General features: G+C 73.1%; 13 protein-coding genes. 3 read left to right on the top strand and 10 right to left on the bottom strand.

The genetic code is table 11. The features are described from left to right. Positions 1 to 61: 61 nt before the first annotated feature. The 6 genes from ACZ4NB_RS29230 to ACZ4NB_RS29255 form a co-directional block, all read right to left on the bottom strand. Positions 62 to 1,480: an aldehyde dehydrogenase family protein gene (locus tag ACZ4NB_RS29230; RefSeq protein WP_467666042.1), complete on the bottom strand. Its 1,419-nt coding sequence runs from the start codon at positions 1,478 to 1,480 to the stop codon at positions 62 to 64. Between the two features lie 80 nt (positions 1,481 to 1,560). Then, the gene (locus ACZ4NB_RS29235) at positions 1,561 to 2,460 is read right to left on the bottom strand and encodes an NAD(P)-dependent oxidoreductase (protein ID WP_467666043.1); all 900 of its coding nucleotides are present in this window, start codon (positions 2,458 to 2,460) and stop codon (positions 1,561 to 1,563) included. Positions 2,461 to 2,538: 78 nt separating this feature from the next. Next, the gene (locus tag ACZ4NB_RS29240) at positions 2,539 to 3,819 is read right to left on the bottom strand and encodes an MFS transporter (protein WP_467666044.1); all 1,281 of its coding nucleotides are present in this window, start codon (positions 3,817 to 3,819) and stop codon (positions 2,539 to 2,541) included. Positions 3,820 to 3,826: 7 nt separating this feature from the next. Further along, on the bottom strand, positions 3,827 to 5,272 hold the full coding sequence (locus tag ACZ4NB_RS29245) for a CitMHS family transporter (RefSeq protein ID WP_467666045.1): 1,446 nt from the start codon (positions 5,270 to 5,272) through the stop codon (positions 3,827 to 3,829). Positions 5,273 to 5,405: 133 nt separating this feature from the next. Next, complete coding sequence (locus tag ACZ4NB_RS29250) at positions 5,406 to 7,670, bottom strand: molybdopterin oxidoreductase family protein (protein ID WP_467666046.1); 2,265 nt, start codon at positions 7,668 to 7,670, stop codon at positions 5,406 to 5,408. Positions 7,671 to 7,838: 168 nt separating this feature from the next. After that, complete coding sequence (locus tag ACZ4NB_RS29255; RefSeq protein WP_467666047.1) at positions 7,839 to 8,483, bottom strand: TetR/AcrR family transcriptional regulator; 645 nt, start codon at positions 8,481 to 8,483, stop codon at positions 7,839 to 7,841. A gap of 102 nt (positions 8,484 to 8,585) precedes the next feature. Here ACZ4NB_RS29255 and hmgA point away from each other — a divergent pair, with 102 nt between their 5' ends. Beyond that, positions 8,586 to 9,911 carry a homogentisate 1,2-dioxygenase gene (gene hmgA, locus ACZ4NB_RS29260; protein ID WP_467666048.1) on the top strand — a complete coding sequence of 442 codons (1,326 nt, stop codon included), beginning with the start codon at positions 8,586 to 8,588 and terminating at the stop codon, positions 9,909 to 9,911. Positions 9,912 to 9,927: 16 nt separating this feature from the next. Next, the gene (locus ACZ4NB_RS29265) at positions 9,928 to 10,677 is read left to right on the top strand and encodes a GntR family transcriptional regulator (RefSeq protein WP_467666049.1); all 750 of its coding nucleotides are present in this window, start codon (positions 9,928 to 9,930) and stop codon (positions 10,675 to 10,677) included. An 18-nt stretch (positions 10,678 to 10,695) separates the two neighbouring features. Here the strand turns inward: ACZ4NB_RS29265 and ACZ4NB_RS29270 are convergent, their stop codons facing one another. Then, positions 10,696 to 12,087, bottom strand: coding sequence for an MFS transporter (locus ACZ4NB_RS29270; protein ID WP_467666050.1), 1,392 nt, complete (start codon positions 12,085 to 12,087; stop codon positions 10,696 to 10,698). A 166-nt stretch (positions 12,088 to 12,253) separates the two neighbouring features. On the opposite strand from ACZ4NB_RS29270, the gene ACZ4NB_RS29275 reads away from it, so the two are divergent. Further along, positions 12,254 to 13,513 (top strand): type ISP restriction/modification enzyme, encoded by a 1,260-nt coding sequence (locus tag ACZ4NB_RS29275; protein WP_467666051.1) that lies wholly within the window; start codon positions 12,254 to 12,256, stop codon positions 13,511 to 13,513. A gap of 101 nt (positions 13,514 to 13,614) precedes the next feature. Here the strand turns inward: ACZ4NB_RS29275 and ACZ4NB_RS29280 are convergent, their stop codons facing one another. The 3 genes from ACZ4NB_RS29280 to ACZ4NB_RS29290 form a co-directional block, all read right to left on the bottom strand. Next, complete coding sequence (locus ACZ4NB_RS29280) at positions 13,615 to 14,352, bottom strand: TetR/AcrR family transcriptional regulator (RefSeq protein WP_467666052.1); 738 nt, start codon at positions 14,350 to 14,352, stop codon at positions 13,615 to 13,617. A gap of 168 nt (positions 14,353 to 14,520) precedes the next feature. Next, positions 14,521 to 14,784: a hypothetical protein gene (locus ACZ4NB_RS29285; RefSeq protein ID WP_467666053.1), complete on the bottom strand. Its 264-nt coding sequence runs from the start codon at positions 14,782 to 14,784 to the stop codon at positions 14,521 to 14,523. Between the two features lie 273 nt (positions 14,785 to 15,057). Further along, the gene (locus tag ACZ4NB_RS29290) at positions 15,058 to 15,864 is read right to left on the bottom strand and encodes an SGNH/GDSL hydrolase family protein (protein WP_467666054.1); all 807 of its coding nucleotides are present in this window, start codon (positions 15,862 to 15,864) and stop codon (positions 15,058 to 15,060) included. Positions 15,865 to 16,119 lie beyond the last annotated feature (255 nt).

Genomic DNA, 16,119 nt, shown 5'->3' on the forward strand with positions numbered 1-16,119 from the left:
GGAGGACAGGGAAGTACACCCCGGCCGCGGGCCCGCTTCCCCCCCCTCCCCCGCGGCACGGTCAGAACTGGAGCGACTTGGTCTGGAGGTACTCGGTCAGTCCGTGCGGGCCCAGTTCCCGGCCGACGCCGGACTGCTTGTAGCCGCCGAACGGGGCGAGGGGGTTGAAACGGCCGCCGTTGATGTCGACCTGCCCGGTGTCCAGGCGGCGGGCGAAGGCGACCGCCGTCTCCTCGTCGCCCGCCCACACCGCCCCGCCCAGCCCGTAGGCGGAGTCGTTGGCGATGCGCAGCGCCTCCTCCTCGCTCTCGTACTTCAGGATCGACAGGACCGGGCCGAAGATCTCCTCCTGCGCGATGGCCATGTCCGTCGTGACGTCGGCGAAGACGGTGGGGCGCACGAAGTAGCCCCGCTGAAGGCCCTCGGGCGCGTCCGGTCCGCCCGCCACCAGGCGCGCGCCCTCCTGCACACCGCGCTCGATGTAGCCGCGCACCCGGTCGCGCTGCTTGGCGTTGACGACCGGGCCCAGGCGGCTGGCGTCGTCCTCCGGGTCGCCCACGACGTACGCGGCCAGGCCCTGCGCGGCGAGCGCGACCGCCTCCTCGTACTGATCGGCGTGGACCAGCATGCGGGTCAGCGCGTTGCAGGACTGGCCCGAGTTGCGCATCACGTCGGCGAGGTTGACCTGCACCGCCTTGTCCAGGTCGGCGCCCGGGAGGATGACGTTGGCGGACTTTCCGCCGAGTTCGAGGGCGACCCGCTTGACGTCGCCGCCGGCGATCGCGCCGATCTTCCTGCCGACGGCGGTCGAGCCGGTGAAGGACACCAGGTCCACATCCGGGTGCTCGGCCAGCGCCTGGCCCGCGACGTGGCCGAGCCCGGTGACGAGGTTGAAGACGCCGGCCGGTACGCCCGCCGCGGCCACGCACTCGGCGAAGAGCTGGGCGGTGAGCGGGGTGTCCTCGGCGGGCTTGAGGACGACGGTGCAGCCCGCGGCGAGCGCCGGGGCGACCTTGTTGACGACCTGGTGCAGCGGATAGTTCCAGGGCGTGATCGCGGCGACCACGCCGACCGGCTCGTGGAGGACGGTGGAGTTCCCGATGCGCTCCTCGAAGGAGTAGGAGGCGGCCAGTTCGGCGTACGAGCCGGTGACCACGACCGGCAGTGCGGCCTGCACCCGCCGGCTGAAGCCGAGCGTCGCGCCCAGCTCGGCGGTGATGGTCCGGGCGATCTCCTCCGTACGGGCGGCGAGCTGGTCGCGCAGTGCGGTCAGCCGGGCGGCGCGCTCCGCCGGGGCGGTGGCGGCCCAACCGGGCAGCGCGGCACGGGCGGCGCGCACCGCGGCGTCCACGTCCTCTTCCGTGCCGGCCGGGACGGTCGCGATGACCCGCTCGTCGGCCGGGTTGACCACCTCGATCGTCCCCGCCCCCGCGGCGGGCCGCCAGGTGCCGTCGATGAACATCGCGTCGTGGTGCTTCACTTCGTCGTCCTCCAGAGCCGGCTGCTGGTCATCGCCCCCAAACTAGCGCCGGTAGTTTTGCGCCGCCAGGCCGGATCCCCTCACGCCCGGGGAGTCCGCTTGTGCATCTCCGCCGTCACGCTGACGAATCCCGCACCGCCGTGGCCCGCGGCGATGGTCCGGTCGGCGAGGCCCTTGACGGCGGTGAGCACCTCGGTGTTGACGCCGCGGTGCTCGGCCGCCTCGATGATGTGGGCCAGGCCCGCCGCCTCCATGACGATGTTGTCCTGGTCGCCGGAGAACACCCCGCGGTCCAGGTCCTCGGCCATGTCCGCCGCGATCGCCGGCAGGATGCCCACGATCGCCTCGGTGAACGGCGCGAACTCCTTGGCCGGTATGCCCTCGGTCCCGGACAGCGCGAAGGAGTGCACCAGCCCGGCCATCGCCGAGTAGAAGAAGCCGAGCAGGGAGAGGTCGTAGACCGCCGCCGTCCCGGCGTCCTCCCCCAGGTACACCGCCCGCCCGCCGAGCGCCTCGAGGGCCGCCCGGTGCGTGGTGAAAGCGTCGCGCGCACCGCTGTAGAGGATGGTCGCCTCGTCCTGCCCGATGACCGGCGTCGGCACCATGATCGAGCCGTCGAGGTAGTCGATGCCGTGCCCGGCGGCCCATGCGGCCGCGGCCCGCGAGCGCTCCGGGGTGTCGGAGGTGAGGTTGACCAGCACCCGGCCGGACAGCTGCGCGCCGACCGGCTCCAGGATCTCCCGGGACGCGCCGTAGTCGACCACGCACACGATCACCAGCGGGGCGGCCGCCACCGCCGCGGCCACCGTGTCCGCGCGGACCGCGCCCCGCTCGACCAGCTCGTCGGCCTTGCCCGGCGTGCGGTTCCAGACCGTCGTGGGGTGCCCGGCCCGGAGGAAGGCGTCGGCCAGCGCGCGGCCCATGGCGCCGAGCCCGAGGACGGTCACGGGGGTGGGGGTGTGCTGCTGCGAGGTGCTCATCGAGATGCTCCGCGTCGTTCGCGTCGGGGCCCGGCCCACTGCCGGTCCCGCTGTGCGCACCACCCTGCCGACCTGCGCTTACGGTTCCCTTCGGGTCTGCTTACGGTCCCTTCGGGCGGGCCGCTCACCCCCGCCGGCCACCGGCGTGCTCCCGCCGTCCCGTTCGCCTCCCGTACGGGCCGCCAGCCCCGCGGAGGCCAGCAGCAGCGCGCCGAGCAGGACGAAGGGCGCGGCGGTGCCCGCGAGGCCGGCCAGCAGACCGGCGCCGGCCGGGGCGGCGACCTGGCCGAGCCGGTTGCCGGTGAGGCGGAGCGCCAGCGCCGTGCTGCGGGCCCGCTCGGGCGCCGCCTGGACGACGGTGGTCATCGACAGCGGCTGGCCGACGCCCAGGCAGAAGCCGAGCGCGCTCAGCATCACCGCCAGCGCCCACACCGGGACCGGCAGCACCAGGCCCCCGCACAGCAGTCCGGCCAGCGCGCAGCTGCCGGCCATCAGCGCGGTGCGCCCCAGCCACCGGATCATCGGCGTCATCACCAGCCGGCAGGTGATGGTGGCCGCGGCGCGCAGGCTGAGCAGCAGGCCGATGGTGGTGGGGGCGATCGCCCGGTCCTCGCCGACGACGGGGAGGTAGGCGGTGAGCACGTCGGTCGCGGAGAGCACGGCCAGGCTCATGAAGATGCCGGCCGGGACGCCGCGGGTGCGCAGGATGCGGCGCACCGGGACCGGTGCGCGCGCCGCGGGGGCCGGATCGCCGGCGGCCGGCGCCCGGCGGGGGCGCTGTTCCAGCCGCCAGAGCGAGGCGTAGGAGACGGCGGCGACCGCGCCGGCGACGATCAGGGCGGTGGCGCTGGTGGGCGCCATCCGGCCGTCGTGCTCGGAGATGACCAGACCGGCGGCGACCGGGCCGATCAGCTGGCCCAGCGAGGCCCCGACGGTGAAGTGGCCGAAGTTGCGGTCGCGGTGCTCCGGCGCGCTGCGGCGCGCGACGATCGACTGGGCGCCGATGACGAAGCACAGATGCCCCAGGCCCATCACCCCGCTCCAGGCGGCCATCGCCGGCAGCGACTCCGCCAGGCCCCCGAGCGCGCAGCCGCCGCCGATCAGCGCCACCCCGACGACCAGCAGGGGTGCGCAGCGGCCCTGGTCGGTACGGCGGCCGAGGGGGACGGCGGCCAGCAGCGGCAGCAGCGCGTAGCAGGCGGTGATCACGCCGATGGCGCGCTCGTCGGCGCCCAGGGCGAGGGCCCGGTAGGAGACGGCCGGTCTGGCCATGCTCACCGCTCCCTGTGCGAAGGAGAAGGTGATGACCAGCCGCAGCAGCCAGCTCCTGCCGGGCCCTCGGGTGTCGGTCGCGGTCATCCGGGACCTAGATGATGCCGAAGAGCAGACCGGCTCCCAGGACCACGAGGGAGGTGAGGGCGGCCCATTTGACGGTGAACTTGGTGTGGTCGCCGAACTCGACCTTGGCCATGCCGACCAGCACGTACACGGCGGGCACCAGCGGGCTGGACATGTGCAGGGCCTGGCCGACGAGGGAGGCGCGGGCGATCTCGACGGGGGCGACGCCGTGGGCGGCCCCGGCCTCGGCGAGGATCGGCACGATGCCGAAGTAGAAGCCGTCGTTGGACATGAAGTACGTCAGCGGGATGCTGAGGATGCCGGTGACGATGCCCATGTGCGGGCCGAGCGCGTCGGGGATGCCGGAGACCAGCCAGCGGGCCATGTGCTCGACCATGCCGGTTCCGGTGAGCACGCCGGTGAAGACGGCCGCGGCGAAGACCATGCCGGCGACGTTGAGGACGTTCTCGGCGTGCGCGGCGATGCGGGCCTTCTGGTCCTTCATCTGCGGGAAGTTGACGGTGAGCGCGAGGGCCGCGCCGAGCAGGAAGAGGACCGGGATGGGCAGTGTCTGGAGGATCAGCAGGGTGAGCAGCGCGACGGTGAGCGCGGCGTTGAACCAGTAGAGCCTGGGGCGCAGGGTGGCGCGCTGCGGGTCCAGGCCCTGCAGGTCCAGGTCGCGCGGATCGCCGTCACCGCCGGTGGGCGCGGCACCGCCGGTGGGCGCGGCACCGCCGGTGGGGCGCCCGTCTGCGGCGGGCGCGCCGCCCTTGGCGCCGGTGCCCGCACCGACCAGGACCTGCTCGGTCTCCTTCTCCTCCGCGGTCTCGGCGACGATCCGGGTCTCGCCCAGGGTCAGGACACCCAGCCGCTTGCGCTCGCGCCGGCCCAGGACGTAGGCGAGGGCGAAGACGGCGACCAGGCCGACGGCCAGGGCGGGGATCATCGGGATGAAGATGTCGCCGGCGTCGAGCTTGAGCGCGGTGGCGGCGCGGGCGGTCGGGCCGCCCCACGGAAGGGTGTTCATCACGCCGTTGGCGGTGGCGGCGACACCGGTCATGACGACCAGGCTCATCTTCAGCCGCTTGTAGAGCGGGTAGAGCGCCGAGACGGTGATCATGAAGGTGGTGGAGCCGTCGCCGTCGAGCGAGACGATCGCGGCGAGCAGCGCGGTGCCGACCACCACCCGCACCGGGTCCGCCTTGCAGAACTTCAGGATGCCGCGGACGATCGGGTCGAAGAGGCCGACGTCGATCATCACCCCGAAGTAGATGATGGCGAACATCAGCATGGCGGCCGTGGGGGCCAGGTCACCGATGCCCTTGAGGACGTAGTCGCCCAGGCTCGCGCCCTGTCCGACCAGGACGCAGAACAGCGCGGGAATGAGCACGAGCGCTGCCATCGGTGACATCTTCTTCATCATGATCAGCACCAGGAAGGTGGCGATCATGACAAATCCGAGGATTGTCAGCATTAGGGGTACCTCACGTTCGCCCTTGAACATCGGCCGGGGGTGGCGGTCGAGGTGACGTTAGGTGCCGCAAAGTTTTGTTAACAAGGTCTTGACGCGCGAGCAATAAGAGCAAAACCCCAGGTCAATAGGGATCTCAGTGGACGGGCGTGAGCACAACGGGCAGTCCGTTGAGCACCGCGGTCCCCGAGAGCGGGTCCAGCAGCCGGCCCGCGTTGAGCTGGTTGACGTTCACGCCGGGGTCGGCGGCGGCGACGGTGAGCCGGGTGCCGGGCCGGTCGTGGCCCCAGCCGTGCGGCAGGCTCACCACACCGGGCCGTACCGAGTCGGTGATCTCCACCGGCACCTCCACCTCGCCGCCGTCCCCCTTCAGGCGGGCCGCACCGCCGTCGGTCAGTCCCAGGCGCGCCGCGTCCTCGGGGTGCACATGGACCGTGCAGCGGTTGCTGCCGCCCATCAGGGCCGGGACGTTGTGCAGCCAGCTGTTGCTGGAGCGCAGATGGCGGCGGCCGATGAGCAGCACCCCGTCGGGCAGCCCGCCGAGCCGGCCGCGGAGCCGGGCCGCCTCGGTGGCGATCGGCCCGGGGCACAGTTCGACGGCGCCGCTGGGTGTCCGCAGTACGGCCGGCAGCCGCGGGGTGAGCGGGCCCAGGTCGATGCCGTGCGGATGCTCCAGGAGCCGCGCCAGGCAGAGCCCCTCGGGGTCGGCGCCGAAGCCCTCGCCGTACGGGCCGAGCCGCAGCATCATGTCCAGCCGCCGCTCGGCGCCACTCTCTCCGGTCAACTCCGCGGCGAGTGCGGCCGGTTGGCGCCCGTGCACCGGGGAGTGCGGATCGGCGACGGCCTTGGCCAGGGCCGCGTCGATCACCATGGCGTCCACCAGTGCGGGGTCCGCGCCGTCCTGCCCGCCCGCGCACAGGATCAGCCGGGCCTGGATCTCGCACTCGTCGGGCTGCCCCTCGGCGAGCGGAAGGACCGGGCGGGTGTAGCGCGCCTGATTGCGCACGGCCAGGGCGTTGAAGGCGTAGTCGAAGTGGGCGCTGCGGGAGGGCGGGGGCGGCGGCAGCACCACATCGGCGTGCCGCGAGGTCTCGTTGAGGTACGGGTCGACGCTCACCATGAAGTCCAGGGAGGACAGCGCGGCGTCGAGCCGGTCGCCGTCGGGGACGGACAGCACGGGGTTGGCGGCGATGGCGATGGCGGCCCGCACCCGGCCCTCCCCCGGCGTGTCGATCTCCTCGGCGAGCGCCGCGATCGGCAGCTCGGACTTGGCCTCGGGGTGGCCGGAGACCCGGCTGCGCCAGCGGCCCAGGGCGAAGCCGCGGCCGGGCTTCGGCGGGCGGGGCGCGGGGCCGGTGGCCGACAGCGGGAACATGAGGCCGCCGGGGCGGTCGAAGTTCCCGGTGAGGACGGCGATCACGTCGACGAGCCAGCTGGTCAGGGTGCCGAACTCGACGGTGGTCGAGCCGATCCGGCCGTACACCGCCGCGGTCTCGGCGGCGGCCAGCTCGCGGGCCAGCCCGCGGATCCGCTCGGCGGGCAGATCGCACAGCGGGGCCACCGCCTCGGGCGTGAAGTCCGCCGCCAGCTGCTCGACCTCGTCGACCTGGGCGATGTGCCCCGCCCGCTCCCCGAGGTCGACCAGGCCCTCCTCGAACAGGACCCGCACCATCGCGAAGAGCAGCAGCGCGTCGGTGCCGGGCCGGATCGCGAGGTGCTCGTCGGCCACTTTGGCGGTACGGGTGCGCCGGGGGTCGATCACGGTCAGCCGCCCGCCGCGGCGGCGCAGCGCCCTGATCCGGCCGGGGAAGTCCGGCGCGGTGCACAGGCTGCCGTTGGAGTCCATCGGGTTGGCGCCGATGACCAGGAGGTGGTCGGTGCGGTCCAGGTCCGGTACGGGGATGGCCAGCGGGTCGCCGTAGAGCAGTCCGCTGGAGACGTGCTTGGGCATCTGGTCGACGGTGGAGGCGGTGAAGACGCTGCGCGAGCGCAGGCCGGCCAGCAGCACCGGCGGGTAGAGGGCGCCGGCGACGGTGTGCACGTTGGGGTTGCCGAGCACCACGGCGATGGGGGCCCCTCCCTGTTCGAGCGAAGCCGAGAACTTGGGGGAGTCGGGGCCGTGCGCGTCGATCACCGGGCGCAGTCCGGCCTGGACGGCGGCGAACGCCTCGTCCCAGGTGGCCTCGGTCAGCCGGCCGTCGCGCCGGACCAGGGGGCGCACGAGCCGGTCGGGATCGGCGTCCAGCTCGCCGAAGGAGGCGCCCTTGGGGCAGACGAAGCCCTTGCTGAAGACGTCGTCGCGGTCGCCGCGGGCGGCGGTGATCCGGTCGCCGTCGAGGGTGACGGTCAGCCCGCAGGTGGCCTCGCAGAGCGGGCAGATGCGCAGGGCGGTACGGGTCATCGGTCCCTCCCGGGGACGGTGCCGGCGGGGGTACCCCCGGCTCGCACGGGAGCTGGGGGGAGGGTTGCGTACCGCCTGACCATACCGACCGGTAGGCATGAGGGCAGCCCCCTGGCGGAAATCCGCCGGTCGGTCGCCCGTTTCACGGCACCCGGGCGGCCGCCCGCGTCACTCCCGCGCGTCCAGATACCGCGCCAGATACGACCGCAGCAGCAGCTTGGCCTCGGTGACGATGGCGGGGTCGCCGGCCGGGTCCGTACGGAAGGCGAGCTGCAGCAGCGCGTCGGCCGTCTCGACGCCGACCAGGAACGCGGTCCGCAGCCGCTCGTCGGCGGCGTCCAGGCCGAGCGGCCCGGCGAAGAGCACCAGCAGCCGGTCGGCGACCAGGTAGTTGGCCTGCCGGGGCCCGGTCGGGGCGGGGACGGTGAACTCCACCAGGGCGAAGCCCGGGACCGTCCGCTTCATGGCCAGGTACTCGTCGACCACCACGTCCATCGCGCGCCGCCACTCCAGCGGGACGCCGTCCGGCATGGTCAGCCGGGTGGTGATGCGGTCCGCGTAGGCGTCGAGGTTGCGCCGGGCGAGCGCCTCGGCCATGGCGCGCTTGTTGGGGAAGAACCGGTAGACCGAGCCGATCGGGACACCGGCGCGCAGGGCCACGGCGCGGGTGCTCAGCTCCTCGTATCCGGTCTCCTCCAGCACTTCGGCACAGGCGTCGAGGATCCTGGCCAGGCGTTGGGCGCTGCGCCGCTGGACGGGGGCGCAGCGCAGCGGGGTGGGCGGCTGGGCGGGGCGGGATGTCGGCTGCTGCACCCGACCATCCTGCCTGCCCTTGCGGCCGAGAGTCTCCGTTGACGACCCCCTCAGTCAATCCTAAGGTCTTGCATAGGATTCCTTGAGCGGCGGGAGCACGCGATGGCAGGCACGGGCAACGAGCAGGCGAGGAAGACGGCCGAGGGGCTGGTGTACACCACCGGCTTCGGCAACGAGCACAGCTCGGAGGCCGTTCCCGGCGCACTGCCGGTGGGCCGCAACTCCCCCCAGCGGGCACCCCTCGGCCTCTACGCCGAGCAGCTGAGCGGGTCGGCGTTCACCGAACCGCGCGACCACAACCACCGCTCCTGGCTCTACCGCATCCGTCCCTCGGCCGCCCACCCGCCGTTCGTCCGCGCCGAGCAGCACGCCCTGCGCTCGGCGCCGTTCGCCGACTGCGCCCCCGACCCCAACCGGCTGCGCTGGAACCCCCAGCCCGCGCCCGAGGGCCCGACGGACTTCCTCGACGGCCTGTGGACGCTGGGCGGCAACGGCGACGCGACCCAGCGCACCGGCATGGCCGTGCACCTGTACCACGCCAACACCGCCATGGACCGCCGGGTGTTCAGCGACGCGGACGGCGAGCTGCTGATCGTGCCCGAGCGGGGCGGACTGCTGCTGCGCACCGAACTCGGCCTGCTGCGGGCCAAACCGGGCGAGGTGGCGCTGATCCCGCGCGGGGTGCGCTTCCGCGTCGAGCTGCTGGACGCCACCGCCCGGGGCTATGTCTGCGAGAACTACGGCCGCCCCTTCCAGCTGCCCGACCTCGGCCCGATCGGCGCCAACGGCCTGGCCAACGCCCGGGACTTCCGCGCGCCGGTCGCCGCCTACGAGGACGTCGAGGGCCCCGTCGAGGTCGTCAACAAGTTCTGCGGCAACCTCTGGACGGCGACCTACGACCACTCGCCGCTGGACGTCGTCGCCTGGCACGGCAACCACGTTCCGTACGTCTACGACCTGCGCCGCTTCAACGTCATCGGCTCGATCAGCTACGACCACCCCGACCCGTCGATCTTCACCGTGCTCACCTCCCCGTCCGACACCCCGGGCCTGGCGGGGGTGGACTTCGTGGTGTTCGCGCCGCGCTGGCTGGTCGGCGAGGACACCTTCCGGCCGCCGTACTTCCACCGCAATGTGATGACCGAGTACATGGGCCTGATCGAGGGCGCCTACGACGCCAAGGCGGAGGGCTTCGTCCCGGGCGGCGGATCGCTGCACAACATGATGTCGGCGCACGGGCCCGACCGGGAGACCTTCGACCGGGCGAGCGCCGCCGAGCTGGTGCCGCAGAAGATCGACGACGGGCTGGCGTTCATGTTCGAGACCCGCTGGCCGCTGACGCTCACCGCCCAGGCCCGGGATGCCGGCCATCTCCAGCGCGGCTACGACGGCGTATGGCAGGGTCTCCAGCGCCACTTCCGCCTGTGACACCCGGGGAACGCTCGTGACCACCTTCGCTCCCGACTCGCTGGACCTGAACCGCAAGCTGCCGCTGTGGTACCAGGTCTCGCAGTCGCTGCGCGCCTCCATACTGGGCCGCTCCCCCGACGCTCCACTGCGGCTGCCCACGGAGGACGCGCTCGCCGCGCACTACGGCGTGAGCGTGCTGACCATGCGCCAGGCCCTCAAGGAACTGGAGGCGGAGGGCCTGATCAGCCGGCACCGGCGCCGCGGAACGTTCATCGAGCCGAGCGCGCGGCGCGGGGCGCCGGTGCGGCTGCTCGGCTCGGTGGACACGATCGTGGCCCAGCAGTCCGGGATGAGCACCGCACTGACCGAGCACGGGCCGGTCCCGGTCCCCTCCGAACTGGCCGAGTACTTCCCGGACATGACCGAGGTGACCGGATTCGGCCGACTGCGCGGCGACGAGGAGACCGGCGAGCCGACCAACCACGCGCGCAACTACGTACGGCCCGACATCGCCGCCCGGATCGATCCGGCGGACCTGGTGCGCTGGCCGATGACGAAGGTGCTGCGGGACGTGGTGGGGGTGCGCATCAGCCGCATCACCGACACCGTCGAGGCGCGGCTGGCGGACCCGGAGACCGCCCGCCTGCTGCAGGTCCCGCTGCTCAGCCCGATCCTGCACTACACGGGCGTCACCTACGACGAGGCCGGCCGCGTGGTCGACGTCGCCCTGATCCACTACCGCGGCGACCGCTTCTCCTTCACCGTCACGCTGGACGCGCACTGACCCGGCCCGGCCCCGGGCTCAGATCCGCTCCAGGCTCCGCCCCGTACTGCGCGGGCCCAGCAGCGCCACGTCCAGGCACAGCAGCAGCATCAGCCCGGCCGAGCCGGTGAACACCGCGGCCGGGCCGAGGGCGCTCAGCACGCCGAGCGCGACGAACGGCAGCACGACCGAGGTGATCCGGGACAGCGAGTAGGCGATACCGATCGCGCTGCTGCGCAGTCCGGTCGGGAAGATCTCGGTCTGGTAGACGTGGAAGGCGTTGGAGAAGACGTTGCTGCACACCGTCAGGGCGAGGCCGAAGGCGACGACGGCCCAGGGGGCGGAGGCGAAGCCGAAGGCCAGACCGCAGCCGGCGATACCGAGCGCCGAGGCGATGATCAGGGAACGGCGCTCGAACCGGTCGATGAGCGGGATCGACAGCGCGGAGCCGATCGGATAGCCGCAGAAGCTCAGCGCCGCGTACAGCAGCGACTCGGTGACGGTGTGGCCCTTGGCGATGAGCACCACCGGCGCCAGCGAGGCGAAGCCGTAGTAGCCGACGGTCTGCAGCACCTGGAAGATCCACCACATCACCGTCCGCCGCCGCTGGTCGCCCCGGAACATCTCGCCCAGCGGCACCCTCCGCTCGGGCAGGGTCTCCGCCTCCGGTACCGACGGCAGGCTGGTACCGGTCTCCCGCGCCACCCGCTCCTCGATGCCGGCCACGATCCGCTCGGCCTCCGCGCCACGCCCGTGGACCGCCAGCCACCGCGGCGACTCCGGCAGCCGGCGCCGCATCAGCGGGACGAACGCGGCACCGAGCGCACCGGCGGCGAGCAGCCAGCGCCAGCCGTCGATGCCCAGCGGCTGGTGGGCGGCCACCAGCCGGGCGCCGAGCAGCGCGGCGACCGGGACGCCGACGAATCCCAGGGTGTAGGCCCAGGCGAGGTAGCGGCCGCGCACCGCCCGCGGCAGCAGCTCCGCGAGGTAGGTGTCCACCAGCACCAGCTCCGCGCCCAGCCCGAGCCCGGACAGGAAGCGCAGGAGCAGCAGCCAGCGCAGATCCGGGGCGAAGGCGCACCCGAGCGAGAACGCCGCGTAGAGCCCCAGGTTGACCAGGAACAGCCGGCGCCGCCCCCACCGGTCGGCGAGCACCGACAGCACGTTCGCGCCGACGAACATGCCGAGGAACCCGGCAGCGATCACACCGGACTTGGCGGTGTGCCCCAGATCCCACTGCTCGGCGAGGACCGCCGCCAGCACCCCGCCGAGGAAGATCTCGTAGAGGTCGAAGAAGGCGCCGATGCCGACGACGAGGGTGATCCGGCGGTGCCAGCGGGACGGCGGCAGCCGGTCCAGCCGGGCGGCGACCCGGTGGCCGACGGGTGGTCCGCCGCGCCGTTCGGGCGTGGGTGAGGCGGTGTCCGTCAAAACGGTCCTCCCTGAGCATGCCGGGCGTACGCCTCAGGACCGTACTCCGCCAAGATCAGCAGGCGGAAGACCGCCTCGGCGGCGGGTGGGGCCTCGGGCCCGGCGCGGCCGCGGGGCCCGTGGATACCATGCCGGGGTCAACCGAACGGTCCGGGAGGGGCTCCGCGTGACGGCGAAGCAGGACGCGCCACGGCTGTCGGATCTCATGCCGTGGTCCGTGCCGCCGCTGCGGCTCGGCCGCTCCTGGGTGCGGGCGCCGGATCCGGCCACCCTGCGCGCCCGTTGGGCGGCGCTGGTGAACGCCGAGGACGCGGCGGCCCGCGAGCGGCTCTTCCGGCCGTCCCGCGCCCGCACCCTGCACTCCGCCGTCGGCCAGCTGCCGGGCCAGGCCACCGGGACCGGGCGGCTGTACCGGGCGAGCGGGCCGTGCCCCGAGCCGGTGCGGATCCTGCACGGCCCGTTCGACCAGCAGTGGCTGCTGCCCGACCACCGGCTGATCGACGCGGCCCGGCCGGAGCTGTGGCGGGTGGCGGACGAGCACCAGCTGTACGCGGTCGGATCGGGGCCGGTGCCGGAGCCGGCCGGCCCCGCGGTGGTGTGCTCGGCGCTGCTGCCCGACGGAAGCGCGCCCGCCGGCCGCCCCGGGCGGATCCACCCGCTCTACCGCCGCCCCGGCGGACAGGAGCCGAACCTGCCCCCGGGCCTGCTCGCCCTGCTCGGCCGCCGACTGGACCGGCCGGCGGGCCCGGAGGACCTGCTCGCCTGGATCCTCGCCGCCGCCCGCCACTCCCCCGACGGCACGGTGGTGCCGCTGACCGCGGACCCGGAGGTCTGGGACCGCGGGGTCGCGCTCGGCACCCGGCTGTTGTGGCTGTTCACCCGGGGCGGCCACGTGCCCGGGGGCGGACCGGCCGGCTCCGGTGAGCGGCCGCGGATGCCGGGCGGCCGCCGCCCGTACGTGCGCTCGGCGCTGCCCGCCCGCGGGCTGCCCGAGACCCTCGGCTACGAGCCGGAGGGCGAGGCGCTGCTGCTCGGCGACGGCCGTATCGCGCCGGTGCCGAAGGGAGCGTGGGAGTTCCACGCGGGCGGCGTACGCGTCCTTGCGGCGTGGTTCGCCCAGCGCACCGGAGCGGCGGCGGACGGGGCACCGCCGCCCGAGGCGGGTTCGCTGGCCGCGCTGCGTCCCGCCGACTGGCGCCAGGAGTGGACCTCGGAGCTGCTGGAGCTGGTTACCGTCCTGGCACTGCTGGCCGAACTCCGGCCCCGGCACGAGGAGCTGAACCGGCGGACGGAGGACGGCCCGCAGCTGACGGCGGACGGTCTGCGGGCGGACGGCGTGCTGCCCGCGCCGGTCTCCGCCTACCGCCCGGCATCCGTCCTCGACCACCACGAGGAGGGCCCGGAGGGCCAGTTCGCGCTGCTGTGAGCGCGGGTTTTCCCCTCGTGGTCGCCTGGTGGGCCTGCGCACCGCCGGGCCGTACGCCGCGGCCCGGCACGACACGTCGCGGGGGCGGCGCCTACCGCCCGTCAGCCGGTGCCGCCGGCCGCGGACGCCTCGTAGGCGTCGAGCACCCGCCCGATCAGCCGCGCGAAGACCTCGTCCGGATCGCCGGCCGGTGCGCCCTTCGCCAGGGCGCGGGCCACCAGCGGATACCGCCCGGTGCCGACCACCGTGCGCAGATAGCCGGTCTGTGCCGCGAGCCGCGCCTCGGGGCTGTGGCCGGACTCCTTGGCCCGCTCGGCGGCCGCCTGCTCGGCCGAGGCCATGGCCAGCACCGTGCCGTTGACCAGCGAGATCAGCTCCAGCTTGAGCCCGTCGTCCAGACCTGAGCCCTCCAGCGCGGCGAGGCAGTACTCCATGTAGCGCAGGGCGTTGGGCCCCAGGAAGCGGTGCGACAGCACGGCGCCCGGCATCCAGGGATGACGCCCTATCATCTCCCGCTCCTGATGGGCGAGGTCGAGCAGATCGGCGCGCCAGTCCCCGGAGGGCCGGTCGGGCAGCCGGTACTCACCGCCGACCCGATCGACCATCAGGTCGACCAGATCGCCCTTGCTCGGCACGTAGTTGTAGAGCGACATGGTGGCGCAGCCGACCGCGGTCGCCACCCGGCGCATGGAGACCGCCGCGAGCCCGGACTCGTCGGCGATCCGCACCGCCGCCTCCGCGATCCGGTCGCGGGTGAAGGCTGGCCTCGGGCCGCGGCCCGCCCGCTCGGGTCGCGCCCAGATCACCTCGGGTCCGGCCGCACGGCCGCCTGCCGCCATGGATCGATCACCTCGCCACCCTCCTCGTTACGTACAGCGTACGCAGTGAGATGCGGAGGCGGCCGCCCGGACACGAAAAAACCACCCGTCACGACGTGACGGGTGGTGCTGGGCGGACCGGTCGGGCGGGGGCGGGCCGGCCGCCCGGTAAGCCGCTGGTGAAGCGGGTCAGCCGTGCCCCCCGAACAGCGAACGCCGCAGCCTGCGCAGCGGCGCGAACAGCGACACCCTGGCGCCGCGGCCGTTCCTCGTACGCGCGTGATCGCGCGCGGTGAGCTCCTGCATCAGCGAGGTCGCGCCCTCCGTCTCCCGGTGCGGGATGGCGGGGCCACCCAGCACCGCGAGATGGCGGTCGAGACGCGCGCTGGACGCACTGCTCCCGCAATTGATGGCAGGGACTCTCGCCCTGCTACGCACTGTTATCTGTTCCATGAATCTCCCCACCCTTACGAGGGCACCCGGCCCGGGCAGGGTAACCCTATCTCTCTTGGCGGACACGCGTGCAGACCGGTCAACGGATTCACCTGCCTCGCCTTGACGTTGACGAACACCATACGGAATGTCACGTACAAGGCGCGTACCAGGGCGAGTTGAGGGACCGTCGGGCTTCGGCCGGGCTGTCCGGAGGCGGCCGACGGGGGGCCGGAACGCCCGGGGAGAGACCGGGATCTCACGGACTCTCCCCGGCGCCCGGTGTGCGGGTCGTCACGCGGTGGCGGCGAACACCGGCTGATACCCGCCGGACTGGCCGGCGGCGGTGGGGTGGTAGGACTCGTCGACGGGGAAGGTCACGCTGTGCAGCCAGGCACTGCCGGAGCACAGCTCATGGCCGGAGAACGTGGTGGTGACGTCGCCGAAGGCGAAGCCGTGGTCGGCGGCGCGCTTGGCGGTGACGCCGTTGATGGCGTCGGCCGCGGCGTTGATCGCGGTCCGGGACTTCTCGGAGAGGCCGCCCACGCAGCTTCCGCCGAGTTTGTAGAAGCGCGGGTAGCCCAGGACCACCACGTGCGCGTTCGGGGCCTTCTGGTCGATCGCGTCGTACACGGTGTCGAGCTTGCCGGGCAGGGTGTTGTCGATATAGGTCCGGGCCTGCGCGACGCGGGCCAGGCAGGCGCTCTCGCCCTGGAGCGCACAGGTCGTCATGGTGTCGGCGAAACCGGCGTCGTTGCCGCCGATGGTGATGCTGACCAGGCCGGTGGAGGCGTTGAGCGGGCCGAGCTGATTGTTCACCACATCACCCGTTCGGGCTCCGGAACAGGCGGTGAAGGCGAACGAGGAGGGGGTGTGCGCGGCGTTCCAGAGGGCCGGGTAGGCCCGGTTGCTGCGCTTGCAGGAGCCGCTGGTGCCGTCGTAGCTGCCGGCCCCGACGCCTGAGGAGTACGAGTCGCCGAGGGCCACATAGCTGGTTGCGGTGGGGAGTTGGGCGGACGCGGCGGCGCTCGCGCCGGTGAGCGCGAGCGCCGTGGTGACGAAGAAGGCGGACGTCAAGGCCGCGAATCGGGACAGTCTCATGGAACCTCCCTTAGCAGGATCTCTGCCCTATCCGTCGTAGCAAGGTTCACGGACAGTCGGAAGTGTTCATGTCAAAAGTCATGGCGCAGTTCACGGTAAATCTGCCGATCCGGGCGGATGTTCACTGCCATGTCATTGCATTGCCGTGACGTGCATATGACATCCCGACAGAACCCTTGCCGTCCGTGTTCGAGGCCCGCGAATCTCTCTGACGGGCGGTCAACGGTTCAACGGACTCCCCCGCCGCCCCCCAGG

This window comes from Streptomyces sp. NPDC026575 (genome assembly GCF_055567415.1).